General features: G+C 72.1%; 23 protein-coding genes. 20 read left to right on the forward strand and 3 right to left on the reverse strand.

Annotated features, from left to right (window positions below):
• Nucleotides 1–94: 94 nt before the first annotated feature.
• From ACZ7LK_RS23630 to ACZ7LK_RS23680, 11 genes are all read left to right on the forward strand, one after another.
• Nucleotides 95–526 carry a DUF948 domain-containing protein gene (locus ACZ7LK_RS23630; protein ID WP_064068038.1) on the forward strand — a complete coding sequence of 144 codons (432 nt, stop codon included), beginning with the start codon at nucleotides 95–97 and terminating at the stop codon, nucleotides 524–526.
• 8 nt (nucleotides 527–534) lie between these two features.
• The gene (locus tag ACZ7LK_RS23635) at nucleotides 535–876 is read left to right on the forward strand and encodes a DUF6167 family protein (protein ID WP_471143120.1); all 342 of its coding nucleotides are present in this window, start codon (nucleotides 535–537) and stop codon (nucleotides 874–876) included.
• A complete protein-coding gene (alaS, locus tag ACZ7LK_RS23640; protein WP_469462315.1) occupies nucleotides 876–3,545 on the forward strand; it encodes an alanine--tRNA ligase in 2,670 nt (889 codons plus the stop codon). Before ACZ7LK_RS23635 ends, alaS begins: the two co-directional genes overlap by 1 nt.
• On the forward strand, nucleotides 3,545–4,009 hold the full coding sequence (gene ruvX, locus ACZ7LK_RS23645; RefSeq protein WP_392275954.1) for a Holliday junction resolvase RuvX: 465 nt from the start codon (nucleotides 3,545–3,547) through the stop codon (nucleotides 4,007–4,009). Before alaS ends, ruvX begins: the two co-directional genes overlap by 1 nt.
• 106 nt (nucleotides 4,010–4,115) lie before the next feature.
• Entirely contained in the window at nucleotides 4,116–5,864 is a 1,749-nt protein-coding gene (gene mltG / locus ACZ7LK_RS23650) for an endolytic transglycosylase MltG (protein WP_471143123.1), read from the forward strand.
• A complete protein-coding gene (locus ACZ7LK_RS23655; RefSeq protein ID WP_392275956.1) occupies nucleotides 5,861–6,688 on the forward strand; it encodes a shikimate dehydrogenase in 828 nt (275 codons plus the stop codon). Before mltG ends, ACZ7LK_RS23655 begins: the two co-directional genes overlap by 4 nt.
• Nucleotides 6,689–6,958: 270 nt before the next feature.
• Entirely contained in the window at nucleotides 6,959–8,143 is a 1,185-nt protein-coding gene (aroC, locus tag ACZ7LK_RS23660; RefSeq protein ID WP_469462319.1) for a chorismate synthase, read from the forward strand.
• A complete protein-coding gene (locus ACZ7LK_RS23665; RefSeq protein ID WP_392275958.1) occupies nucleotides 8,140–8,655 on the forward strand; it encodes a shikimate kinase in 516 nt (171 codons plus the stop codon). Before aroC ends, ACZ7LK_RS23665 begins: the two co-directional genes overlap by 4 nt.
• Nucleotides 8,652–9,746, forward strand: a complete 1,095-nt coding sequence (aroB, locus tag ACZ7LK_RS23670; RefSeq protein WP_471143127.1) for a 3-dehydroquinate synthase — start codon at nucleotides 8,652–8,654, stop codon at nucleotides 9,744–9,746. The genes ACZ7LK_RS23665 and aroB overlap by 4 nt, the downstream gene beginning before the upstream one ends.
• Nucleotides 9,743–10,183, forward strand: a complete 441-nt coding sequence (aroQ, locus tag ACZ7LK_RS23675; protein WP_392275960.1) for a type II 3-dehydroquinate dehydratase — start codon at nucleotides 9,743–9,745, stop codon at nucleotides 10,181–10,183. Before aroB ends, aroQ begins: the two co-directional genes overlap by 4 nt.
• 123 nt (nucleotides 10,184–10,306) lie before the next feature.
• Nucleotides 10,307–11,164: a P-loop nucleotide/nucleoside kinase family protein gene (locus ACZ7LK_RS23680; RefSeq protein WP_469462325.1), complete on the forward strand. Its 858-nt coding sequence runs from the start codon at nucleotides 10,307–10,309 to the stop codon at nucleotides 11,162–11,164.
• A 153-nt stretch (nucleotides 11,165–11,317) separates the two neighbouring features.
• Here the strand turns inward: ACZ7LK_RS23680 and ACZ7LK_RS23685 are convergent, their stop codons facing one another.
• Nucleotides 11,318–11,836 carry a hemerythrin domain-containing protein gene (locus ACZ7LK_RS23685; protein ID WP_392275962.1) on the reverse strand — a complete coding sequence of 173 codons (519 nt, stop codon included), beginning with the start codon at nucleotides 11,834–11,836 and terminating at the stop codon, nucleotides 11,318–11,320.
• Nucleotides 11,837–11,904: 68 nt separating this feature from the next.
• The gene (locus tag ACZ7LK_RS23690; RefSeq protein ID WP_471143130.1) at nucleotides 11,905–13,146 is read right to left on the reverse strand and encodes a serine hydrolase domain-containing protein; all 1,242 of its coding nucleotides are present in this window, start codon (nucleotides 13,144–13,146) and stop codon (nucleotides 11,905–11,907) included.
• A gap of 386 nt (nucleotides 13,147–13,532) precedes the next feature.
• On the opposite strand from ACZ7LK_RS23690, the gene ACZ7LK_RS23695 reads away from it, so the two are divergent.
• Genes ACZ7LK_RS23695 through nusB form a run of 3 tightly spaced genes read left to right on the forward strand, consistent with a single transcriptional unit; the run spans nucleotide 13,533 to nucleotide 15,695 of the window.
• Nucleotides 13,533–14,639 (forward strand): aminopeptidase P family protein, encoded by a 1,107-nt coding sequence (locus ACZ7LK_RS23695; RefSeq protein WP_469462330.1) that lies wholly within the window; start codon nucleotides 13,533–13,535, stop codon nucleotides 14,637–14,639.
• Between the two features lie 58 nt (nucleotides 14,640–14,697).
• Nucleotides 14,698–15,264: an elongation factor P gene (gene efp / locus ACZ7LK_RS23700; RefSeq protein ID WP_064068025.1), complete on the forward strand. Its 567-nt coding sequence runs from the start codon at nucleotides 14,698–14,700 to the stop codon at nucleotides 15,262–15,264.
• A 2-nt stretch (nucleotides 15,265–15,266) separates the two neighbouring features.
• Nucleotides 15,267–15,695, forward strand: a complete 429-nt coding sequence (nusB, locus tag ACZ7LK_RS23705) for a transcription antitermination factor NusB (RefSeq protein WP_392275965.1) — start codon at nucleotides 15,267–15,269, stop codon at nucleotides 15,693–15,695.
• Nucleotides 15,696–15,868: 173 nt separating this feature from the next.
• On the opposite strand, the gene bldD is transcribed toward nusB, so the two are convergent.
• The gene (bldD, locus tag ACZ7LK_RS23710; RefSeq protein ID WP_064068023.1) at nucleotides 15,869–16,369 is read right to left on the reverse strand and encodes a transcriptional regulator BldD; all 501 of its coding nucleotides are present in this window, start codon (nucleotides 16,367–16,369) and stop codon (nucleotides 15,869–15,871) included.
• Between the two features lie 197 nt (nucleotides 16,370–16,566).
• Here bldD and pyrR point away from each other — a divergent pair, with 197 nt between their 5' ends.
• The 6 genes from pyrR (at nucleotide 16,567) to carB (ending at nucleotide 24,535) form a co-directional block, all read left to right on the forward strand.
• A complete protein-coding gene (gene pyrR / locus ACZ7LK_RS23715) occupies nucleotides 16,567–17,154 on the forward strand; it encodes a bifunctional pyr operon transcriptional regulator/uracil phosphoribosyltransferase PyrR (protein ID WP_392275966.1) in 588 nt (195 codons plus the stop codon).
• Nucleotides 17,155–17,271: 117 nt separating this feature from the next.
• Nucleotides 17,272–18,249 carry an aspartate carbamoyltransferase catalytic subunit gene (locus ACZ7LK_RS23720; RefSeq protein ID WP_392275967.1) on the forward strand — a complete coding sequence of 326 codons (978 nt, stop codon included), beginning with the start codon at nucleotides 17,272–17,274 and terminating at the stop codon, nucleotides 18,247–18,249.
• Nucleotides 18,250–18,254: 5 nt separating this feature from the next.
• A complete protein-coding gene (locus ACZ7LK_RS23725) occupies nucleotides 18,255–19,541 on the forward strand; it encodes a dihydroorotase (protein ID WP_392275968.1) in 1,287 nt (428 codons plus the stop codon).
• The gene (locus ACZ7LK_RS23730) at nucleotides 19,538–20,098 is read left to right on the forward strand and encodes a PH-like domain-containing protein (protein WP_392275969.1); all 561 of its coding nucleotides are present in this window, start codon (nucleotides 19,538–19,540) and stop codon (nucleotides 20,096–20,098) included. The genes ACZ7LK_RS23725 and ACZ7LK_RS23730 overlap by 4 nt, the downstream gene beginning before the upstream one ends.
• Nucleotides 20,095–21,234, forward strand: coding sequence for a glutamine-hydrolyzing carbamoyl-phosphate synthase small subunit (gene carA / locus ACZ7LK_RS23735; protein WP_392275970.1), 1,140 nt, complete (start codon nucleotides 20,095–20,097; stop codon nucleotides 21,232–21,234). Before ACZ7LK_RS23730 ends, carA begins: the two co-directional genes overlap by 4 nt.
• Entirely contained in the window at nucleotides 21,227–24,535 is a 3,309-nt protein-coding gene (gene carB, locus ACZ7LK_RS23740; protein WP_392275971.1) for a carbamoyl-phosphate synthase large subunit, read from the forward strand. Before carA ends, carB begins: the two co-directional genes overlap by 8 nt.
• Nucleotides 24,536–24,565 lie beyond the last annotated feature (30 nt).

Below are 24,565 nucleotides of genomic sequence, written 5' to 3' on the forward strand. Positions count from 1 at the left end.
GAGCATCGGCGCGATAGGCTCGGAGAACGACTTTCACGACGTTCGACACCCGACGTGCGACGTCCGACGACCGACGAGCAGAGAGCGGTGCGCAGTGACCGGTGGAGAGGTTGCCGGGATTCTGGTCGCCGTCTTCTGGGCGATCCTGGTCTCCTTCCTGGCCGTGGTGCTGGTGAGGCTGGCCCAGACGCTCAGGGCGACCACCCGACTCGTGGCCGAGGTGACCGAGCAGGCGGTCCCGCTGCTGGCCGACGCCTCCGCGACGGTGCGCTCCGCGCAGACGCAGCTCGACCGGGTCGACGCGATCGCGTCGGACGTCCAGGAAGTCACCTCCAACGCCTCCGCGCTCTCCACGACGGTCGCCTCCACCTTCGGCGGACCGCTCGTCAAGGTCGCGGCGTTCGGCTACGGCGTGCGCCGGGCGATGAGCCGGAACAAGAACGACAGGCCGGCCGAGCAGCCCCGGCGTACGGTGATCGTCGGCCGTACGGTGCCGGGCGCCAGGGGCCGGAAGCGGAAGGGCTGACGCAAGGGATGTTCCGCCGTGCTTTCTGGTTCACCGCGGGCGCCGCAGCCGGCGTGTGGGCCACCACCAAGGTCAACCGCAAGCTCAAGCGGCTGACCCCCGAGAGCCTCGCCGCCCAGGCCGCCGACAAGGCGGTCGAGACCGGCCACCGGCTCAAGGAGTTCGCACTCGACGTCCGCGCGGGCATGCTCCAGCGCGAGGCCGAACTGGGCGAGGCCCTCGGCATCGAGGCGCCCGCCGGCGACCCGGCGCTGCCGGCGCCGCGCCGCGCCGCCCTGGACAGTCCCCGGGACGGCGCCCGCCGTCCGTACCCCGACAACCACTCGTACAACCGGAATGAGGACCACTGATGGAGTCGGCTGAAATCCGCCGCCGCTGGCTGAGCTTCTTCGAGGAGCGCGGGCACACCGTCGTCCCTTCGGCGTCGCTCATCGCGGACGACCCGACTCTGCTCCTGGTCAACGCCGGCATGGTGCCGTTCAAGCCCTTCTTCCTCGGTGAGGAGAAGCCGCCGTACACCCGCGCCTCCAGCGTCCAGAAGTGCGTGCGCACGCCGGACATCGAGGAGGTCGGCAAGACCACCCGGCACGGCACCTTCTTCCAGATGTGCGGCAACTTCTCCTTCGGCGACTACTTCAAGGAAGGCGCCATCAAGCTCGCCTGGGAGCTGCTGACCACCTCCGTCGAGCACGGCGGCTACGGTCTGGCCCCGGAGAAGCTGTGGATCACCGTCTACCAGGACGACGACGAGGCCGAGCAGATCTGGCGCGACGTCGTGGGCGTGCCCGCCGAGCGCATCCAGCGCCTGGGCAAGAAGGACAACTTCTGGTCCATGGGCGTCCCCGGCCCCTGCGGACCCTGCTCCGAGATCAACTACGACCGCGGCCCCGAGTTCGGCGTCGAGGGCGGCCCGGCCGTCAACGACGAGCGGTACGTGGAGATCTGGAACCTGGTCTTCATGCAGTACGAGCGGGGCGAGGGCACCTCGAAGGAGGACTTCGAGATCCTCGGTGACCTGCCGAGCAAGAACATCGACACGGGTCTCGGCCTGGAGCGCCTGGCGATGATCCTCCAGGGCGTACAGAACATGTACGAGACCGACACCCTGAAGGTCGTCATCGACAAGGCCACCGAACTCACCGGTGTGCGGTACGGCCAGGCCCACGGGAGCGACGTCTCGCTGCGCGTGGTCGCCGACCACATGCGCACCTCCGTGATGCTCATCGGTGACGGCGTCACCCCCGGCAACGAGGGCCGTGGCTACGTGCTGCGCCGCATCATGCGCCGCGCCGTCCGCAACATGCGCCTGCTGGGCGCCACCGGCCCGGTCGTCGGCGAGCTCGTCGACACGGTCATCCGGACGATGGGCGAGCAGTACCCCGAACTGGAGACCGACCGCAAGCGCATCGAGACCGTCGCCCTCGCCGAGGAGGCCGCCTTCCTCAAGGCCCTCAAGGGCGGCACCAACATCCTCGACACCGCCGTGACCGAGACCAAGGCCGCCGGCGGCACGGTCCTGCCCGGCGACAAGGCGTTCCTGCTCCACGACACGTGGGGCTTCCCCATCGACCTCACCCTGGAGATGGCCGCCGAGCAGGGCCTTTCCGTGGACGAGGCCGGCTTCCGCCGCCTGATGCAGGAGCAGCGGGACCGCGCCAAGGCGGACGCCCGCGCCAAGAAGACCGGCCACGCCGATGTCTCCGCCTACCGGGAGATCGCCGACACCTCCGGTGCCACCGAGTTCGTCGGCTACACCAACACCGAGGGCGAGACGACCGTCGTCGGCCTGCTGGTCAACGGCGTCCCCTCGCCGGCCGCCACGGAGGGCGACGAGATCGAGGTCGTCCTCGACCGCACGCCGTTCTACGCCGAGGGCGGCGGCCAGATCGCCGACACCGGCCGCATCCGGCTGCACAGCGGTGCCGTCATCGAGGTGCGCGACGTCCAGCAGCCGGTTCCGGGCGTCTCCGTCCACAAGGGATCGGTGCAGGTCGGCGAGGTGACCGTGGGCGCCACCGCCTACGCCACGATCGACGTCCGGCGCCGCCGGGCCATCGCCCGCGCCCACAGCGCCACGCACCTCACCCACCAGGCGCTGCGTGACGCCCTCGGCCCCACGGCCGCCCAGGCCGGTTCCGAGAACCAGCCCGGCCGGTTCCGCTTCGACTTCGGCTCCCCGTCCGCCGTTCCGCAGACGGTGATGACCGACGTGGAGCAGAAGATCAACGAGGTGCTGGCCCGCGAGCTGGACGTGCACGCCGAGGTCATGCCCATCGACGAGGCCAAGCGGCAGGGCGCCATCGCCGAGTTCGGCGAGAAGTACGGCGAGAGGGTCCGCGTCGTCACCATCGGCGACTTCTCCAAGGAGCTGTGCGGCGGTACGCACGTCCACAACACCGCCCAGCTCGGTCTGGTGAAGCTGCTGGGCGAGTCGTCGATCGGCTCCGGTGTGCGCCGTATCGAGGCCCTCGTCGGCGTCGACGCCTACAACTTCCTGGCCAGGGAGCACACGGTCGTCGCCCAGCTCCAGGAGCTGGTCAAGGGCCGTCCCGAGGAGCTTCCCGAGAAGATCTCCGGCATGCTCGCCAAGCTGAAGGACGCCGAGAAGGAGATCGAGAAGTTCCGCGCCGAGAAGGTGCTCCAGGCCGCCGCCGGGCTGGCCCAGGGCGCCCAGGACGTGCGCGGCGTGGCCCTGGTGACCGGCCAGGTCCCCGACGGCACCTCCGCCGACGACCTCCGCAAGCTGGTCCTGGACGTGCGCGGCCGCATCCCGGGCGACCGCCCGGCCGTGGTGGCCCTGTTCACCACCGCCAACGGCCGCCCGCTGACGGTCATCGCCACCAACGAGGCCGCCCGTGAGCGCGGGCTCAAGGCCGGCGACCTGGTCCGCACGGCCGCCAAGACCCTCGGCGGCGGCGGTGGCGGCAAGCCGGACGTCGCCCAGGGCGGCGGCCAGAACCCGGAAGCCATCGGCGACGCCCTGGCCGCCGTCGAGCGTCTCGTCGCGGACACCGTCTGATGAGACGGGGCCGCCGGCTCGCGATCGACGTCGGGGACGCCCGGATCGGGGTCGCCTCGTGCGACCCCGACGGGGTGCTCGCCACACCGGTGGAGACCGTGCCGGGACGTGACGTCCCGGCCGCCCACCGGCGGTTGAAGCAGCTCACCGAGGAGTACGAACCGATCGAACTCGTGGTCGGGCTGCCTCGCTCCCTCAGTGGGGGCGAGGGCCCGGCCGCGGTCAAGGTCCGCGCCTTCGCCCAGGAGCTCGCCCGGGGCGTCGCCCCCGTCCCCGTACGACTGGTGGACGAGAGGATGACCACAGTGACGGCGGGTCAGGGGCTCCGCGCGTCGGGCGTGAAGTCCAAAAAGGGCCGTTCTGTCATCGATCAGGCGGCCGCTGTGATCATCCTTCAGAACGCTCTTGAGTCCGAACGGGTATCGGGTAATCCGCCCGGGGAGAGCGTCGAAGTGGTCATCTGATCGCGATACGGTAACGTTCCGCGCGATGCGGTGGTGTTCGAACAGAACCGCCGCCGCGCGACGTAGAGGCGGATCGTCCGGAAGCCTCGCGGCTGTTTGGGGATCGATGACTGAGTATGGCCGGAGCCCCGGCTCCGAACCGTGGCACCCCGAGGACCCGGCCCACGGGCACCAGGGGTGGGAAGGTCAGCAGGCCTACTACCAGCAGACGCCGTACGGGAACGAGCAGGACCCGTACCAGCAGCAGCCGCAGCAGGGTTACGGCGACCAGCAGTACCAGGGCGGGCAGGAGTACCAGGGCCCGCAGGTCCCTCCGCAGCAGGCGCACCCCCAGCAGCCCCAGGCCGAGCAGTACCCGCCCCAGCAGGGGCATCCGCAGCACGGCCACCCCCAGCAGTCCTACCCGCAGCAGGCCTACGCGGGGCAGACCTACGGGGGGCAGCCGTACGACACCGGAGGCTGGGACACCGGCCAGCAGACCGCCATGCCCTACGGCGCGGCGGCCCCGGCCGACCCGTACGGCGCCCAGGGACCCGACCTGTACGGCACGCCCGAGGCGTACCCGCCGCCGCAGCCGCCCGGCCGGCGGCGGGCCGAACCGGAACCGGAGCGCCGGGAACCGGAACAGGAGCCGGAGGAGGAGAGCCACCCGTTCTTCTCGGACGGCGCCGACGACGGCGACGAGGACGACGGCCACGACGACGAGGCCGCCGGATCGCGGCGCGGCGGCGGGCCGGGCCGCCGGGGCGGCAAGCAGCAGAAGAAGAAGAGCCGCAACGGACTGGCCTGCCTGGTCGTCGCCCTGGTCATGGCGGGCGGCGCGGGCGGTGTCGGCTACTTCGGCTACCAGTTCTGGCAGGGGCAGTTCGGCCCCGCCCCCGACTTCACCGGCGACGGCACCGGCGAGACCGTCCAGGTGGAGATCCCCAAGGGCGCGGGTGGCTACGAGATCGCCGCGCTGCTCGTCAAGAACGGTGTGGTCAAGAGCCAGGGTGCCTTCGTCTCCGCCCAGGAGAAGAACCCCGACGGCAAGAGCATCCAGGACGGCGTCTACACGCTCAAGAAGGGCATGTCCGCCGCCAGCGCCGTCGAAGCCATGCTCGATCCCGCGAACCGGAACGCGCTGACCATTCCGGAAGGCAAGCGGAGCGCCTACGTCTACGCGCAGATCGACAAGAAGCTCGAACTGAAGCCGGGCACGACGAAATCGGTCGCCCTGGCCAAGGCGAAGACCCTCGGGCTGCCGGCCTGGGCGACCAACCACCCCGACCTCAAGGACCCGCTGGAGGGATTCCTCTTCCCGGCCAGCTATCCGGTGGCGAAGGGCACCAAGCCGGAGGACGTCCTCAAGAAGATGGTCGCCCGGGCGAACGCCGAATACGCGAAGCTCGACATCGAGACGAAGGCCACCTCCCTCGGCCTCAAGGGGCCCTGGGAACTGCTGACCGTCGCGAGCATGGTCCAGGTCGAGGGCAAGTACAAGCGCGACTTCGACAAGGTCGCCCGGGTCGTCTACAACCGGCTCAAGCCCAACAACCTGGAGACGGTCGGCCGGCTCGAATTCGACTCCACGATCAACTACATCAAGGAAGAAAGCACCCTTGACGTCGGTACGGTCGCCGATCTCCGGAAGATCGACGATCCGTACAACACCTATGACATCAAGGGCCTCACGCCCGGCCCCATCAGCAATCCGGGCGTCGACGCCATCAATTCCGCGCTGAAGCCGACTCCCGGCCCCTGGTACTACTTCGTCTCGATCAACGAGGAGAAGACCGTCTTCTCGGTGACGAACGAGGAACACAACCGGAACGTCGAGCAGTACGAGAAGGAACGGGAGAAGTCCGGCCAGTGAGCACAGCGAAGCGCGCCGCCGTACTCGGGTCGCCCATCGCCCACTCCCTCTCCCCGGTGCTGCACCGCGCCGCCTACGCGGAACTCGGCCTCACCGACTGGTCGTACGGCAGGCACGAGGTGGACGAGGCCCGGCTCCCCGCTTTCCTGGAGGGGCTGGACGCGTCCTGGGCCGGGCTGTCCCTGACCATGCCGCTCAAGCGGGCCGTGATCCCGTTGCTCGACGAGGTCACCGCCACGGCCGCCGCCGTCGAGGCCGTCAACACGGTGGTGTTCACCGAGGACGGCCGCCGCCTGGGCGACAACACCGACATCCCCGGCATGGTCGCCGCGCTGCGGGAGCGGGGCGTGGAGACGGTGGAGTCCGCCACGGTGCTCGGCGCGGGCGCCACCGCGTCCTCCGCGCTCGCCGCGCTGTCCCGCGTCTGCACCGGCCCCGTCACCGCCTATGTGCGCAGCGAGGCCCGCGCCGCCGAGATGCGCGGCTGGGGCGAGCGGCTCGGCGTCCCGGTCCGTACCGCCGACTGGTCACGCGCGGCCGAGGGCCTGGCGGCGCCGCTGGTGGTCGCCACCACGCCCGCCGGGACCACCGACGCGCTCGCCGCCGGGGTGCCCGCCCGGCCCGGCACCCTCTTCGACGTGCTGTACGACCCCTGGCCCACCGCCCTGGCGGCCGCCTGGTCCGCGCGCGGCGGCGGCGTGGTCGGCGGGCTGGACCTGCTCGTCCACCAGGCCGTCCTCCAGGTGGAACAGATGACCGGGCGCACGCCCGCCCCGATGGCCGCCATGCGGGCCGCCGGGGAGCGGGCCCTGGCCGCCGGGTAGCGCCCCGCCCGGTCCGCCCCGGCCCGTGCGCGCCGGTCCGCTCCGGGGTGCCCGGGGTGGCCGGGGTGGCCCAGGCGCCGGTCGGCTCCGGCCCGTCCGGGGAGTCCGTGCGCCGGGCCGCCCAGGGGGTGTCCGCCTGACGGACCGGATGTCCGCGTGCTGGACCGGACACCGGGGCGCCCCCCGGACATGGGAGGATCGGGGGAGGCGGGCCAGGGCCGCGCACCCGGTCGCGCCGTCGCAGTCGAGGCGCGAGCATGAGGAGCACCGTTGAGCAGGTTGCGCTGGCTGACCGCGGGGGAGTCGCACGGCCCCGCACTGGTGGCGACGCTGGAGGGCCTTCCCGCCGGCGTCCCGATCACCACGGAGATGGTGGCGGACCACCTGGCCCGTCGGCGCCTCGGCTATGGGCGCGGTGCGCGGATGAAGTTCGAGCGCGACGAGGTGACCTTCCTCGGCGGCGTACGCCACGGCCTGACCATGGGCTCGCCCGTCGCCGTGATGGTCGGCAACACCGAGTGGCCCAAGTGGGAGAAGGTCATGTCGGCCGACCCGGTCGACCCGGCCGAGCTCGCCGAACTGGCCCGCAACGCCCCGCTGACCCGGCCCCGCCCCGGCCACGCCGACCTGGCCGGCATGCAGAAGTACGGCTTCGACGAGGCCCGGCCGGTCCTGGAGCGGGCCAGCGCCCGCGAGACCGCGGCCCGCGTCGCGCTGGGCGCGGTCGCCCGCTCGTACCTCAAGGAGACCGCCGGCATCGAGATCGTGTCGCACGTCGTGGAGCTGGCCGCCGCGAAGGCCCCCTACGGCGTGTACCCGACCCCGGCCGACGTCGAGAAGCTGGACGCCGACCCGGTGCGCTGCCTGGACGCCGACGCCTCGAAGGCGATGGTCGCCGAGATCGACCAGGCCCACAAGGACGGCGACACCCTCGGCGGCGTCGTCGAGGTCCTCGCCTACGACGTACCCGTCGGCCTCGGCTCGCACGTCCACTGGGACCGGCGCCTGGACGCCCGCCTGGCCGCCGCCCTGATGGGTATCCAGGCCATCAAGGGCGTCGAGGTCGGCGACGGGTTCGACCTCGCCCGCGTGCCCGGCTCCAAGGCGCACGACGAGATCGTCGCCACCGACGAGGGCATCAGGCGCACCTCCGGCCGCTCCGGCGGTACGGAAGGCGGCCTCACCACGGGCGAGCTGCTGCGCGTCCGCGCCGCCATGAAGCCCATCGCGACCGTGCCCCGGGCGCTGAAGACCGTCGACGTCGTCACCGGCGAGGCAGCCGCCGCTCACCACCAGCGCTCCGACGTCTGCGCGGTCCCGGCCGCCGGCATCGTCGCCGAGGCCATGGTGGCCCTCGTCCTCGCCGACGCGGTCGCGGAGAAGTTCGGCGGCGACAGCGTGACGGAGACCCGCCGCAACGTCCGCTCGTACCTCGACAACCTCCACATCCGGTGAGCACCGGCCCGCTGATCGTCCTGGTCGGCCCGATGGGCTCCGGCAAGTCCACCGTGGGCGCGCTGCTCGCCGAACGGCTCGGCGCGCCCTACCGGGACACCGACGCCGACATCGTGGCCGCCGAGGGACGCGAGATCTCGGACATCTTCGTCGAGGACGGCGAGGAGCACTTCCGCGCCCTCGAACGCGAGGCCGTCCGGACCGCCGTCGCCGAGCACCGGGGCGTCCTCGCCCTCGGCGGCGGCGCCGTCCTCGACGCCGGCACCCGCGCACTGCTCGCCGGGCTGCCGGTCGCCTACCTGTCGATGGACGTCGAGGAGGCGGTCCGGCGCGTCGGCCTCAACACCGCCCGCCCGCTGCTCGCCGTCAACCCGCGCCGTCAGTGGCGCGAGCTGATGGAGGCCAGGCGCCACCTGTACACCGAAGTCGCCCGGGTGGTGGTCGCCACCGACGACAAGACCCCCGAAGAGGTCGCCGAGGCGGTCCTCGACGCACTGGAGCTGAAGAAGTGACTGACCAGGCAGTGACCCGCATCCAGGTCGGCGGCACGGCCGGCACCGACCCGTACGAGGTACTGGTCGGCCGGCAACTGCTCGGCGAACTCGCCGGCGTCATCGGCCCCAAGGCCAAGCGCGTCGCCCTGATCCACCCCGAGGCGCTCGCCGAGACCGGTGAGGCGCTGCGCGCCGACCTCGCCGACCAGGGATACGAGGCGGTCGCCATCCAGGTGCCGAACGCCGAGGAGGCCAAGACGGCCGAGGTAGCGGCGTACTGCTGGAAGGCGCTCGGGCAGACCGGCTTCACGCGCACCGACGTGATCGTCGGCGTGGGCGGCGGAGCCACCACCGACCTCGCCGGTTTCGTGGCGGCCACCTGGCTGCGCGGGGTGCGCTGGGTCGCCGTGCCCACCACCGTCCTGGCGATGGTGGACGCGGCCGTCGGCGGCAAGACCGGCATCAACACCGCCGAGGGCAAGAACCTGGTCGGCGCCTTCCACCCGCCGGCCGGCGTCCTGTGCGACCTGGCCGCGCTGGACTCGCTGCCCGTCCACGACTACGTCAGCGGCCTGGCCGAGGTCATCAAGGCCGGTTTCATCGCCGACCCGGTGATCCTGGACCTCATCGAGGCCGACCCGGCCGCCGCGCGGACGCCCCAGGGTCCGCACACCGCCGAGCTCATCGAGCGCTCCATCCGGGTCAAGGCGGACGTCGTCTCGTCCGACCTGAAGGAATCCGGCCTGCGCGAGATCCTCAACTACGGTCACACCCTCGCCCACGCCATCGAGAAGAACGAGCGCTACAAGTGGCGCCACGGCGCCGCGGTCTCCGTGGGCATGGTCTTCGCCGCCGAACTCGGCCGGCTCGCCGGACGGCTCGACGACGCCACCGCCGACCGGCACCGCGCCGTCCTGGAGTCCGTCGGACTGCCCCTCACCTACCGCGGCGACCAGTGGCCCAAGCTGCTGGAGACCATGAAGGTCGACAAGAAGTCCCGCGGCGACCTGCTGCGCTTCATCGTCCTCGACGGGCTGGGCAAGCCCACGGTGCTCGAGGGCCCGGACCCGGCCGTCCTCGTCGCGGCCTACGGGGAGGTCGCCGCGTGACCCGCAAGGTGCTGGTCCTCAACGGCCCCAACCTCGGCCGCCTCGGCTCGCGGGAGCCCGACGTCTACGGCGCGACCTCCTACGCCGGCCTGGTGGACGCCTGCCGGGCCCTCGGCAAGGAACTCGGCTTCGACGTCGACGTACGCGAGACGAACGACGAGGGCGAGATGATCCGCTGGCTGCACGAGGCGGCCGACGGGGCGCTCCCGGTCGTCATCAACCCCGGCGCCTTCACCCACTACTCGTACGGGATGAGGGACGCGGCCGCCCAGCGCACCGCCCCCCTCATCGAGGTGCACATCTCCAACCCGTACGCGCGGGAGGAGTTCCGTCACACCTCCGTCGTCGCGGCGGTCGCCAGCGGCACCGTCGCGGGCTTCGGCATCGGCTCCTACCGGCTGGCCCTGCGCGCCCTCGCCGACGAGCTCACCGGCTGACCGGCACGTCCCCGCCTCCCCGGCCGTTTCACCCAACGGCGGCCGGGGAGGGTACGGTTCGGTAACGGCCGATCCGAACGGCCGCCCGACCAGCGTCAGTCGCACGAGACGGAGTGGCACCGGATGCAGCATGCAGTGGGGGCTCCGCTGCCGCCGCCCCACCACCCGGGGCACGCAGCCACCGGATGGATGAATCAGCCCGCCGCCCACCACCCGGGCCCGCCGCCGCCCCAGGGGCCGCCCGCCCCGCCCGCGGCCGCCCCGGTACCCGCGCCCCCGGCCGCCCCCGCGGCGCCGGTGCCGCCCGGCTGGACGCCACCGGGCGCGCCCCCGCGCGACGCCACGGGCCACATCCACCTCCCGCCCGGCGCCCCGGTCGCCGCCCCGGCCCCGCCCCCGCCCGCCGACCACGGCGGTACGGGCGCCGCCACCCTGGCCGTCCTGCTCATAGGCCCGGCCGGCGCGGGCAAGACGACCGTCGCCCGGTACTGGGCGAACAACCGCCGGGTGCCGACCGCGCACATCAGCCTCGACGACGTCCGCGAATGGGTCCGCGCCGGCTTCGCCGACCCCCAGGACGGCTGGAACGACCAGTCCGAGGCCCAGTACCGCCTCGCGCGGCGCACCTGCGGCTTCGCCGCGCGGAACTTCCTCGCCAACGGCATCTCCTGCATCCTCGACGACGCCGTCTTCCCCGACCGGCCCGTCGTCGGCCTCGGCGGCTGGAAGCGGCACGTCGGGCCGGGCCTGCTGCCCGTCGTGCTCCTCCCGGGCCTGGAGATCGTCCTGGAGCGCAACGCCGAGCGGTCCGGCAACCGCCGCCTCTCCGACGAGGAGGTCGCCGGCATCCACGGCCGGATGGCCGGCTGGTACGGCTCCGGCCTGCCGATCATCGACAACTCGAAGTACGACGTGGAGACCACCGCCCGCGTCCTGGACGACGTCCTCGCGCGCGCGATCGCCAGCCCCCCGGCCTTCTAGGTCGCGGGTAGGTCCGTCCGGGCCGGTCACGCACCGCCCGCACGACCGCACCGCCCGGACGGCGGGAACCGTCCGGGCGGTGCGGGTGACCGGGCCGGGGACGCGGGCCCGGTGGCCGGCGGGGAGCCGGGGGCGCCGGCTCGGGGCCGGGGCTCAGTCGGAGGACGACTCCACCAGCCGGCGCACGTTCTCCACGCTGCCGCAGTCGTCCGCGAGCAGCCGCGCCCGCGCCTCCTCGAACGCCGCGCCGAGTTCCGCGCGGCGCTCGGCCGCGACGTTCTCGCGCGCGTCGTTCAGGAGCGTCCGCTCCTCCTCGTCGGCGTGGTGGTTCACCGCCGTGACCAGCTCCTCCAGCTTCTCGTCCCACTCCTCGGAGCCGGTGTCCCCGACCTCCAGCAGCGCCAGGAGGGCCTCGTTGCCCTCCCGGTGCTCGTGGACGCTGTGTTCGACGTCCTCGTCGTCCACGTTCTTGTAGCGCCGCAGCGCCGGGTAGACCTCGCGCTCCTCCGCCTCGGCATGGGCCACGAGGAGGGCTGCGAACTCCTGGAGCGCCCCGGCACGGTCCGCCTGGACGTTGCGCATCGCCCGGAACAGCTCCTCCATCCGGCGGTGGTCCCGGAGGATCAGCTCGACGACGTCGGTGGTGGTCGTGGCGGGGCTGCTGCTGGGCATGGTGGCGACTCCTTCGAACCGTGGCGACTGCTGTCCGAAGCGCCGGATACCCCGCTTCCGGCCGTTGACTACCGCAACCTCACCCGGTCGGCGGCATGACCGTACGCGGGCGTCCGCCCCGGCCGCTCGGCCGGGCCGCACAGCGCCTTGTCGAGCAGCTCCTCGGTGACCGCCCCTTCGCCGGCGTCCGGCCCGTAGGGGTTGGCCGACAGCGCCACCTGGCGCCGCCCGTCCTCGGTACCGAGGAGGAACGTGGAGTAGCCCTCGATTCCGCCGGGGTGGCCCCACACCGGTCCGCAGGCCGTCTCGTACCGGATGATCCCCAGCCCGTAGGAGGCGCCCAGCTCGGGCGCGGGGACGGTCCGCTTCAGCTCCGCGAGCTGCGCCTCCGGCAGCAGCCGCCCGCCGAGCAGTGCCGACAGGAACCGGTTGAGGTCACGGGTGGAGGAGATGCCGGCCCCGGCCGCGCCGGCCACGCTGGGGTTGAGCCGGCTGACGTCGGCCGGGCCCTCCGGCAGCGGGAAGTAGCCCTTCGCGTGCGGACCCGGGATGCGCGTCGAGGTGTCGGGCATGACCGTGCCGTCCAGCCGCAGCGGGCGGAGGATCCGCCGTTCCACCTCCCGCTGCCAGGTCCTGCCGGTCACCTTCTCCACGATCATTCCCACCAGCACGTAGTTGGTGTTGGAGTACCTCCAGCCCTGGCCCGGCGCGAAGTACGGGTCGTGGCGGTCGGCCGCGTCGAGAAGCTGCCGGCGGCTGTACGTCCGCCACCGGTCCTCCGCCAGGAACCGGCGTACGTCCGCCTCGTCCTCCAGGGCGAACTCCGGGTCGGAGGTGTAGTCGTAGATGCCGCTGGTGTGGTTGAGGAGCTGCCGGACGGTCACGCTCCGCCCATGGGGGAGAGGTCCGGGAAGATACCGCTCCACCGGGTCGTCGAGCCCGATGCGGCCCTCGGCCGCGAGCTGGAGCACCACCGTGGCGACGAACGTCTTGGTGACGCTGCCGATGCGGAAGCGTCCGTCCGCCCGGGCGGGCGCCCCCGTCCGCAGGTCGGCCGCGCCGGCCGCTCCCCGCCACGTGACCCGCCCCCGGTCCCGGACCTCGCCGAGCGCGGCGCTCGCCCCGGCCCGCTCGACCAGTGCCCGGAGCTCCGGCCCCAGGTCGGTGCCGTGTACCCGGTCACCCTGCCCGGCGGATGCGGCGGATGCGGCGGATGCGGCGGATGCGGCGGATGCCGCGGGGGACGGGGCGGCCATGGCGGCCGGGGCGACGGTCAGCAGGGTCGCCCCCACGAGCGTCGTGGCGGTCATCCATAAGGCCGTCCGGCGGGCGCCGCGCACGGCTGACTGCTTGGCGATCACGTCTCTCCCTCCACGGGCCGCCCGGTGCGGCCCGGTGCGGAAAGCCTCGCAGCGGACGTCCGCTGCGGCGTCCGCCGCAGGTACCCGGCCGTTTCCTCCCTCCGGCAGAGGGACGGCCCCCGCATTTCCCCGGGTCGCGACGGTGCCCGGGGAGGATGCCCGCCGGGCGCCCGTCGGCGAAAATGCGCGCCCGCCGTGACCGCCGCCGTGACCGCCCGCCGTAGCCGCCCGCGTGGCCCGCGCCCGGCCCGGGCGCCCGGGCCCCGGGGAGGCGCCCCGCCCCGGTCGGACCCGCCCGACCTGCCGGGGCGCGCCCACCCTCGTAGGCTCGGGGCATGTCAGAGGTGTTTGCGGACCGACGAGGGCGGCTGCGCGACCGGTGCGCGGCGTCCGGCTCTGCGGCGGCCCTGGTCTCCCGCCCCGCCAACGTCCGGTATCTCGCGGGCGGCGCGCCCCCGGGCGCCGTCCTGCTCCTGGGCGCCGACGACGACGTCCTGCTGTGCCCCCGCACGCCGTCCGGCGACCCCGTGGAGGGCCGCATCGACGAGCGGCTGCGGCTCGTGGTGCTGCCCCCGTCCGGCGGGGACCCGGCGGTCGCGGCCGCCGGTTTCGCCGGCACGGCCGGAGCGGACGTGCTCGCGGTCGAGGAGCACCACCTGAGCGTGGCCCGGCACCGCGCGATGGGCGCGGCCGCCCCGCGACTGCGCCTGGCGGACCTGGGCTCGGCCATCGAGCAGGAGCGGATCGTCAAGGACGAGGACGAGATCACCTGCCTCCGGATCGCGGCGGAGATCACCGACCAGGCCCTGGGCGAGCTGCTGGAATCCATCCTCGTCGGCCGCACCGAACGCCATCTCGCGCTCGAACTGGAGCGCCGGCTGGTCGACCACGGCGCCGACGGCCCGGCGTTCCCCACCTCGGTCGCCACCGGCCCCAACGCCGGCCGGGGCGGCCACCGGCCCTCCGACCGCCGGGTCGAGGAGGGTGATTTCCTCTCCGTCTGTCTGGGCGCCAACTACCGCGGCTACCGTTGCGAGATCGGCCGGACGTTCGTCATCGGGACCTCGCCGGCCGACTGGCAGATCGAGCTGTACGACCTCGTCTTCGCCGCTCAGCGCGCCGCCCGGGAGTCACTGGCGCCGGGGCGGGCGTACGGCGACGTGGACCGCGCGGCCCGCCAGATCCTCGACGGCGCCGGGTACGCGGAGTGCGTCGCACCCGTCATCGGACACGGTGTGGGGCTCGAAATCGAGGAGGACCCGCAGTTGGCACCCGGCGCCATGGGTAAACTGGACGCTTGTGTGCCGGTCACCGTCGAACCGGGGGTCCACCTCCCGGGCCGGGGCGGGGTCCGGATCGATGACACGCTCGTCGTACGCCAGGAGGCGGACGGCGGACCCGAGCTACTCACCATCACGACCAAGGAGCTGCTCGCGCTGTAGCGCGTGACGCACCACGCCTCGGTCGTCCACCAGCGTCAGTCCAGGAGATTCCGCAACCGTGGCTTCCACGAACGACCTCAAGAACGGCATGGTGCTCAAGCTCGACAACGACCAGCTCTGGTCCGTGGTCGAGTTCCAGCACGTCAAGCCCGGCAAGGGCCCGGCCTTCGTGCGCACCAAGCTCAAGAACGTGCTCTCCGGCAAGATCGTCGACAAGACGTTCAACGCCGGTGTGAAGGTCGAGACGGCCACCGTCGACCGCCGCGACATGCAGTTCTCGTACATGGACGGCGAGTACTTCGTCTTCATGGACATGCAGACGTACGACCAGCTGCACGTCTCCCGCGCGGCCGTCGGCGACGCCGCGAACTTCCTGATCGAGGGCTTCACCGCCACCGTCGCCACGCACGAGGGCGAGGTGCTCTACGTCGAGCTGCCCGCCGCCGTCGAGCTGACGATCCAGGAGACCGAGCCGGGTGTGCAGGGCGACCGCTCCACCGGTGGCACCAAGCCGGCCATCCTGGAGACCGGCCACCAGATCCAGGTCCCGCTCTTCATCACCACCGGTGAGAAGATCAAGGTCGACACCCGCGACAGCGGCTACCTCGGCCGGGTGAACAGCTAACCGTGGCTGCCCGGAACAAGGCCCGTAAGCGCGCCTTCCAGATCCTCTTCGAGGCCGACCAGCGCGGTGCGTCCGTGCAGGAGGTCCTCGCGGACTGGGTCCGGCACGCCCGGTCCGACGACCGGCAGCCGCCGGTCAGCGAGTACACGATGGAGCTCGTCGAGGGGTACGCGCAGTACGCCGGCCGCATCGACGAGCTCATCGCCACCTACGCGGAGGGCTGGGCGCTCGACCGGATGCCGGTCGTCGACCGGAACATCCTGCGCCTCGGTACGTACGAGCTCGTCTGGGTGGACGGCACGCCGGACGCGGTGGTGATCGACGAGGCGGTGCAGCTCGCCAAGGAGTTCTCCACCGACGAGTCCCCGTCGTTCGTCAACGGCATGATGGCCCGCTTCAAGGACCTCAAGCCGAAGCTCCGCCGGGACTGATCCCGACGACCTGCCGAAGGGCCCGCCGCGCACTCCGCGCCGCGGGCCCTTCGGCGTACCCGGGGCGGGAGGAAGGCCGGGGACGGGCCCATGACGGAACCGCCGGGTGCGGAGGGCGCCCGAAGGCTTCCCCCGCACCCGGCGGCAACGTTTCTGCTGTGGTGGCCCGTGGATCAGGCCTCTTCGTGGGCGACCGCCCGACGCGCGTCCGCGTCCAGCACTCCCCAGCTGATCAGCTGCTCGGTCAGCACCGAGGGCGACTGGTCGTAGATGACGGCCAGGGTGCGCAGGTCGTCCTGGCGGATCGAGAGCACCTTGCCGTTGTAGTCGCCGCGCTGCGACTGGATCGTCGCCGCGTAGCGCTGCAACGGGCCCGCCTTCTCCGCGGGGACGTGGGCCAGGCGCTCCAGGTCCAGGACGAGCTTCGGCGGCGGCTCGGCGGCCCCGCCCGGCGTGGTGCCCGGCAGCAGCTCCTGCACCGGGACGCCGTAGAAGTCGGCCAGCTCGGCGAGGCGCTGCACGGTCACGGCACGGTCACCGCGCTCGTACGAACCGACCACCACGGCCTTCCAGCGGCCCTGCGACTTCTCCTCCACACCGTGGAGGGAGAGGCCCTGCTGGGTGCGGATGGCACGGAGCTTGGCCCCGAGCTGTTTTGCGTATTCGCTGGACATATAGCTCCCGGGACGAAGGCTGGTAACTCACTGTGAGGTTACGCAGCGTTACTTGGCTGCGTCAAGCCGAATGGTCCGTACCGACGGTCTTCACCGGGCCGGAGCGGAGCAGCCGCCGGGCCCTGGTACCGTGGGTGACGCAATTCCGACGTCCTTTAAGGTCCGTCCCGTGAGGCGGAGAAGGAGGTCCGTTTCGTATGGACGCCATTCAGCAGTCCGATGCCGCACGCCCCGTCCTCGAGGGCCCGGACATCGCGCGGGTCCTGACCCGCATCGCCCACGAGATCGTCGAGCGCGCCAAGGGTGCCGACGACGTCGTCCTCCTCGGCATTCCCACGCGCGGCGTCTTCCTCGCCCGCCGTCTCGCCGACAAGCTCGAGCAGATCACCGGCCGCCCGGTGCCGGTCGGCTCCCTCGACATCACCATGTACCGGGACGACCTGCGGATGCGGCCCGCCCGCGCGCTCGCCCGCACCGAGATCCCCGGTGACGGCATCGACGGCCGCCTCGTCGTCCTCGTCGACGACGTCCTCTTCTCCGGCCGCACCATCCGCGCCGCCCTCGACGCGCTCGGCGACATCGGCCGCCCGCGCGCCGTGCAGCTCGCGGTCCTCGTCGACCGGGGACACCGCGAACTCCCGATCCGCGCCGACTACGTCGGCAAGAACCTCCCCACGTCGCTGCGGGAGACGGTCAAGGTCCAGCTCGCCGAGGAGGACGGTCGCGACACCGTGCTGCTCGGTGTGCGGGAGACCGCCCCCACCGCCCCGGCCGGCGAGCGGTAGCACCCCCGTACGACCCCGTCGTACGGCGTGTGCCGCCGTGCGCCCGCATGCCCGCCGGGCCTGTCCGACAACAGGTCACTCCGGCCCTCACCTCCACCTCAACGGAGAGAACCCCCGATGATGCGCCACCTCATCTCGGCCGCCGACCTCACCCGCGACGACGCCGTCCTCATCCTCGACACCGCCGAGGAGATGGCCCGGGTCGCCGACCGGCCGATCAAGAAGCTGCCCACCCTCCGCGGCCGCACGGTCGTCAACCTCTTCTTCGAGGACTCGACCCGCACCCGCATCTCCTTCGAGGCGGCCGAGAAGCGCCTGTCCGCCGACGTCATCAACTTCAGTGCCAAGGGCTCCTCGGTCTCCAAGGGCGAATCGCTCAAGGACACCGCGCAGACCCTGGAGGCGATGGGCGTCGACGCCGTCGTCATCCGGCACGGCGCCTCCGGCGCCCCGTACCGCCTGGCCACCTCCGGCTGGATCGACGCCGCCGTCATCAACGCCGGCGACGGCACCCACCAGCACCCCACCCAGGCCCTGCTGGACGCCTTCACCATGCGCCGCCGCCTCGTCGGCCGGGACGCCGGCCTGGGGCAGGACCTGGCCGGAAAGCGCATCACCATCGTCGGCGACGTCCTGCACAGCCGGGTCGCCCGCTCCAACGTCGACCTGCTGCACACCCTCGGCGCCGAGGTCACCCTGGTCGCCCCGCCCACCCTCGTCCCCGTCGGCGTCGAGACCTGGCCCTGCGAGGTGTCGTACGACCTCGACAGCACCCTGCCGAAGTCCGACGCCGTGATGATGCTGCGCGTCCAGCGCGAGCGCATGAACGCCGCGTTCTTCCCCACCGAGCGCGAGTACTCCCGCCGCTACGGCCTGGACGGGGACCGCATGGCGCGGATGCCGGAACACGCCATCGTGATGCACCCCGGCCCGATGGTGCGCGGCATGGAGATCACCGCCGAGGTCGCCGACTCCGGCCGCTGCACGGTCGTCGAGCAGGTCGCCAACGGCGTCTCCATCCGCATGGCCGTCCTCTACCTGCTGCTCGGCGGTAACGAGTCCGCCGTCGCCCACACCCGTACCGAGGAGAAGTAAGAACCATGAGCAAGATCCTGATCCGTGGTGCGAAGGTGCTGGGCGGCGAGGCCCAGGACGTCCTGATCGACGGCGAGACCATCGACCGGGTCGGCTCCGGCCTGCCGGCCGACGGCGCCACCGTCGTCGAGGCCGAGGGGCGGATCCTGCTGCCCGGCCTGGTCGACCTGCACACCCACCTCCGCGAGCCCGGCCGCGAGGACTCCGAGACCGTCCTCACCGGCACCCGCGCCGCCGCCACCGGTGGCTACACCTCCGTGTTCGCCATGGCCAACACCTTCCCGGTCGCCGACACCGCCGGCGTGGTCGAGCAGGTCTACCGGCTCGGCCAGGAACACGGCTACTGCGACGTCCAGCCCATCGGCGCCGTCACCGTCGGCCTGGAGGGCAAGAAGCTCGCCGAGCTCGGCGCCATGCACGAGTCCGCCGCCGGCGTCACCGTCTTCTCCGACGACGGCAAGTGCGTCGACGACGCCGTGATCATGCGCCGCGCCCTGGAGTACGTGAAGGCCTTCGGCGGCGTCGTCGCCCAGCACGCCCAGGAGCCCCGCCTCACCGAGGGTGCCCAGATGAACGAGGGCGTCGTCTCCGCGGAGCTGGGCCTCGGCGGCTGGCCGGCCGTCGCCGAGGAGTCGATCATCGCCCGGGACGTGCTCCTCGCCGAGCACGTCGGCTCCCGCGTCCACATCTGCCACCTGTCGACCGCCGGGTCCGTCGAGATCGTCCGCTGGGCCAAGTCGCGCGGCATCGACGTCACCGCCGAGGTCACCCCGCACCACCTCCTGCTGACCGACGAGATGGTCCGCTCGTACAACCCGGTCTACAAGGTCAACCCGCCGCTGCGCACCGAGCGCGACGTGATGGCGCTGCGCGCGGCGCTGGCCGACGGCACGATCGACATCGTCGCCACCGACCACGCCCCGCACCCGCACGAGGACAAGGACTGCGAGTGGGCCGCCGCCGCCATGGGCATGGTCGGCCTGGAGACCGCGCTGTCCGTCGTGCAGCACACGATGGTCGAGACCGGGCTGCTGGACTGGGCCGGCGTCGCCGACCGCATGTCCTTCGCGCCCGCGCGGATCGGCCGCGCCACCGGCCACGGCCGCCCCGTCTCGGCTGGTGAGCCCGCCAACCTCACCCTGGTCGATCCGGCATACCGTGGAGCCGTGGACCCCGCGGGCTTCGCCTCCCGCAGCCGCAACACGCCCTACGAGGGCCGTGAGCTGCCGGGGCGTGTCACCCACACCTTCCTGCGGGGCCGGGCGACGCTCATGGACGGGAAGCTGGCGTGACACTCATCGAACTGGCCGCGGAGCAGAAGTCCGCCGAGGTGACCGACTGGGCCGCCCGGCTCGGCTGGGTCGCCGGACTGCTGCTCTTCATCACCCTCGTCTACTGGCTGATGCGCCAGGGATGGAAGTGGCGCGGCAGCCTCCAGTCCGGTCTGCCGGACCTCCCCGCCGCGCCGGACGCGCCCGGTGCGGCGAGACTGACGATGAGCGGCCGCTACCACGGGTCCACCACCGCCGGGCAGTGGCTCGACCGGATCGTCGCCCACGGCCTGGGCACCCGCAGCCGGGTCGAGCTGACGCTGACCGACGCGGGACTGGTGGTCGTCCGCCCCGGGGCGCGCGACTTCTTCGTCCCGGCCGGGCAACTGCGCGGCGCCCGCCTCGACAAGGGCATCGCGGGCAAGGTCCTCACCGAGGGCGGCCTGCTGGTCGTCACCTGGGAGCACGGCGGCACGCTGATCGACTCGGGCTTCCGCTCGGACCGGGCGGCGGAGCACGGCACCTGGGCCGACACCCTCAACACCATGATCACTACGACGGAAGGCACCGCACGATGACCACCTCCACCCGGGGAACCAAGGTTCCCGCCGTACTCGTCCTGGAGGACGGCCGCACCTTCCGCGGCCGCGCCTACGGGGCCGTGGGGGAGACCTTCGGCGAGGCCGTCTTCTCCACCGGCATGACCGGCTACCAGGAGACGCTGACCGACCCGTCGTACCACCGCCAGGTCGTCGTGATGACCGCGCCGCACGTCGGCAACACCGGTGTCAACGACGAGGACCCCGAGTCCGGGAAGATCTGGGTCTCCGGCTACGTCGTCCGCGACCCCGCCCGCGTCCCGTCGAGCTGGCGCTCCCGCCGCACCCTCGACGAGGAGCTGGCCGCCCAGGGCGTCGTCGGCATCAGCGGCATCGACACCCGCGCCCTGACCCGCCACCTCCGCGAGCGCGGCGCCATGCGCGTCGGCATCTTCTCCGGCGAGGCCCTCGCCGACGACGCCGCCCTGCTGGCCAAGGTCCAGGCCGCCCCGCAGATGAAGGGCGCCGACCTGGCCGCCGAGGTGGCCACCAAGGAGCCCTACGTCGTCCCGGCCGTCGGCGAGAAGAAGTTCACCGTCGCCGCCGTCGACCTCGGCATCAAGGGCATGACCCCGCACCGGATGGCGGAGCGCGGCATCGAGGTGCACGTGCTGCCCGCCACCGCCACCGCCGAGGACGTGTACGCCGTGAACCCCGACGGCGTGTTCTTCTCCAACGGCCCCGGCGACCCCGCCACCGCCGACGGCCCCGTCTCCGTGATGCGGGCCGTGCTGGAGCGCAAGACGCCCCTGTTCGGCATCTGCTTCGGCAACCAGATCCTGGGCCGCGCGCTCGGCTTCGGCACCTACAAGCTGAAGTACGGCCACCGCGGCATCAACCAGCCCGTGCAGGACCGTACGACCGGAAAGGTCGAGGTCACCGCGCACAACCACGGCTTCGCCGTCGACGCCCCGCTCGACAAGGTGTCCGAGACCCCCTTCGGCCGCGCCGAGGTCTCCCACGTCTGCCTCAACGACAACGTGGTGGAGGGCCTCCAGCTGCTCGACCAGCCGGCCTTCAGCGTCCAGTACCACCCCGAAGCGGCCGCCGGCCCGCACGACGCCGCGTACCTCTTCGACCGCTTCGTAACCCTGATGGAGGCCGAGCGTGCCTAAGCGCACCGATATCCAGTCCGTCCTGGTCATCGGCTCCGGCCCGATCGTCATCGGCCAGGCCGCCGAGTTCGACTACTCCGGCACCCAGGCGTGCCGCGTCCTCAAGTCCGAGGGCCTGCGGGTCATCCTGGTGAACTCCAACCCGGCGACGATCATGACCGACCCGGAGATCGCCGACGCCACCTACGTCGAGCCGATCACCCCCGAGTTCGTCGAGAAGATCATCGCCAAGGAGCGCCCCGACGCGCTGCTGCCCACCCTCGGCGGCCAGACCGCGCTCAACACCGCCATCTCCATGCACGAGCAGGGTGTGCTGGAGAAGTACGGCGTGGAGCTCATCGGCGCCAACGTCGAGGCGATCCACAAGGGCGAGGACCGCGACCTGTTCAAGGGCGTCGTCGAGGCCGTCCGTGCCAAGATCGGCCACGGCGAGTCCGCCCGCTCGGTGATCTGCCACTCCATGGACGACGTCCTCAAGGGCGTCGAGACGCTCGGCGGCTACCCCGTCGTCGTCCGCCCCTCCTTCACCATGGGCGGCGCCGGCTCCGGCTTCGCCCACGACGAGGAGGAGCTGCGCCGCATCGCCGGCCAGGGCCTCACGCTCTCCCCGACCACCGAGGTGCTCCTGGAGGAGTCCATCCTCGGCTGGAAGGAGTACGAGCTGGAGCTGATGCGCGACAAGCACGACAACGTCGTGGTCGTCTGCTCCATCGAGAACTTCGACCCCATGGGCGTCCACACCGGTGACTCCATCACCGTCGCCCCGGCGATGACCCTCACCGACCGCGAGTACCAGATCCTCCGGGACGTCGGCATCGCGATCATCCGCGAGGTCGGCGTCGACACCGGTGGCTGCAACATCCAGTTCGCGGTCAACCCCGAGGACGGCCGGGTCATCGTCATCGAGATGAACCCCCGGGTCTCCCGCTCCTCCGCCCTCGCGTCCAAGGCCACCGGCTTCCCGATCGCGAAGATCGCCGCCCGGCTCGCCGTCGGCTACACGCTCGACGAGATCCCCAACGACATCACCGAGAAGACCCCGGCCTCCTTCGAGCCGACCCTCGACTACGTCGTCGTCAAGGCCCCGCGCTTCGCCTTCGAGAAGTTCCCCTCCGCCGACTCCACGCTGACCACGACCATGAAGTCGGTCGGCGAGGCCATGGCCATCGGCCGCAACTTCACCGAGGCCCTCCAGAAGGCCCTGCGCTCCCTGGAGAAGAAGGGCAGCCAGTTCACCTTCACCGGCGAGCCCGGCGACAAGGACGAGCTGCTGCGCGCGGCCGTGCGCCCCACCGACGGCCGTATCAACACCGTCATGCAGGCCATCCGCGCCGGCGCCACGCCCGAGGAGGTCTTCGATTTCACGAAGATCGACCCGTGGTTCGTCGACCAGCTCTTCCTGATCAAGGAGATCGCCGACGAGCTCGCCGCCGCCGAGAAGCTCGAGCCCGAGCTGCTCGCCGAGGCCAAGCGCCACGGCTTCTCCGACGCCCAGATCGCCGGGATCCGTGGTCTGCGCGAGGACGTCGTCCGCGAGGTCCGGCACGCCCTGGGCGTCCGCCCGGTCTACAAGACGGTCGACACCTGCGCCGCCGAGTTCGCCGCCAAGACCCCGTACTTCTACTCCTCGTACGACGAGGAGAGCGAGGTCGCGCCGCGCGAGAAGCCCGCGGTGATCATCCTGGGCTCCGGCCCGAACCGCATCGGCCAGGGCATCGAGTTCGACTACTCGTGCGTCCACGCCTCCTTCGCCCTGAGCGACGCGGGCTACGAGACCGTGATGGTCAACTGCAACCCCGAGACGGTCTCGACCGACTACGACACCTCCGACCGCCTGTACTTCGAGCCGCTGACGCTCGAGGACGTGCTGGAGATCGTCCACGCCGAGACCCTCGCCGGACCCGTCGCGGGCGTCGTCGTCCAGCTCGGCGGCCAGACCCCGCTGGGCCTCGCCCAGGCGCTCAAGGACAACGGCGTGCCGGTCGTCGGCACCTCCCCGGAGGCCATCCACGCCGCCGAGGACCGCGGCGCCTTCGGGCAGGTCCTCGCCGAGGCCGGACTGCCCGCCCCCAAGCACGGCACCGCGACCACCTTCGCCGGCGCCAAGGCCATCGCCGACGAGATCGGCTACCCCGTCCTCGTACGCCCGTCGTACGTGCTCGGCGGCCGCGGCATGGAGATCGTGTACGACGAGGCGCGCCTGGAGGCGTACATCGCCGAGTCCACCGAGATCTCCCCGACCCGCCCGGTCCTGGTCGACCGGTTCCTCGACGACGCCATCGAGATCGACGTCGACGCCCTCTACGACGGCACCGAGCTCTACCTCGGCGGCGTCATGGAGCACATCGAGGAGGCCGGCATCCACTCCGGCGACTCGGCCTGCGCCCTGCCCCCGATCACGCTCGGCGGCTTCGACATCAAGCGGCTGCGCGCCTCCACCGAGGCGATCGCCAAGGGCGTCGGCGTCCGCGGCCTGATCAACATCCAGTTCGCCATGGCCGGCGACATCCTGTACGTCCTGGAGGCCAACCCGCGCGCCTCCCGCACGGTCCCCTTCACCTCCAAGGCGACCGCCGTGCCGCTGGCGAAGGCCGCCGCCCGCATCTCGCTGGGCGCCACCATCGCCGAGCTGCGCGCGGAGGGCCTGCTGCCGAAGAACGGCGACGGCGGCACCCTGCCGCTGGACGCGCCGATCTCCGTCAAGGAGGCCGTCATGCCGTGGTCGCGCTTCCGCGACGTGCACGGCCGCGGCGTGGACACCGTCCTCGGCCCCGAGATGCGCTCCACCGGCGAGGTCATGGGCATCGACGCGGTCTTCGGCACCGCGTACGCCAAGTCGCAGGCCGGCGCCTACGGTCCGCTGCCCACCAAGGGCCGCGCCTTCATCTCGGTCGCCAACCGCGACAAGCGCTCGATGATCTTCCCGGCCCGCGAGCTGGTCGCCCACGGCTTCGAGCTGCTGGCCACCTCCGGCACCGCCGAGGTCCTCAAGCGCAACGGCATCAACGCCACCGTCGTGCGCAAGCAGTCCGAGGGCGAGGGCCCCAACGGCGAGAAGACCATCGTCCGCCTCATCCACGACGGCGAGGTCGACCTCATCGTCAACACCCCCTACGGCACCGGCGGCCGCCTCGACGGCTACGAGATCCGCACCGCGGCCGTCTCCCGCGGCGTCCCGTGCCTGACGACCGTCCAGGCGCTCGCCGCGGCCGTCCAGGGCATCGACGCGCTCAACCACGGCGGCGTCGGCGTCCGTTCCCTCCAGGAACACGCCGAGCACCTGACCGCGGCCCGCGACTAGCAGCGAGGGGGACACCGGAAACGGTGTCCC

The organism is Streptomyces sp. NPDC039423 (genome assembly GCF_055598725.1).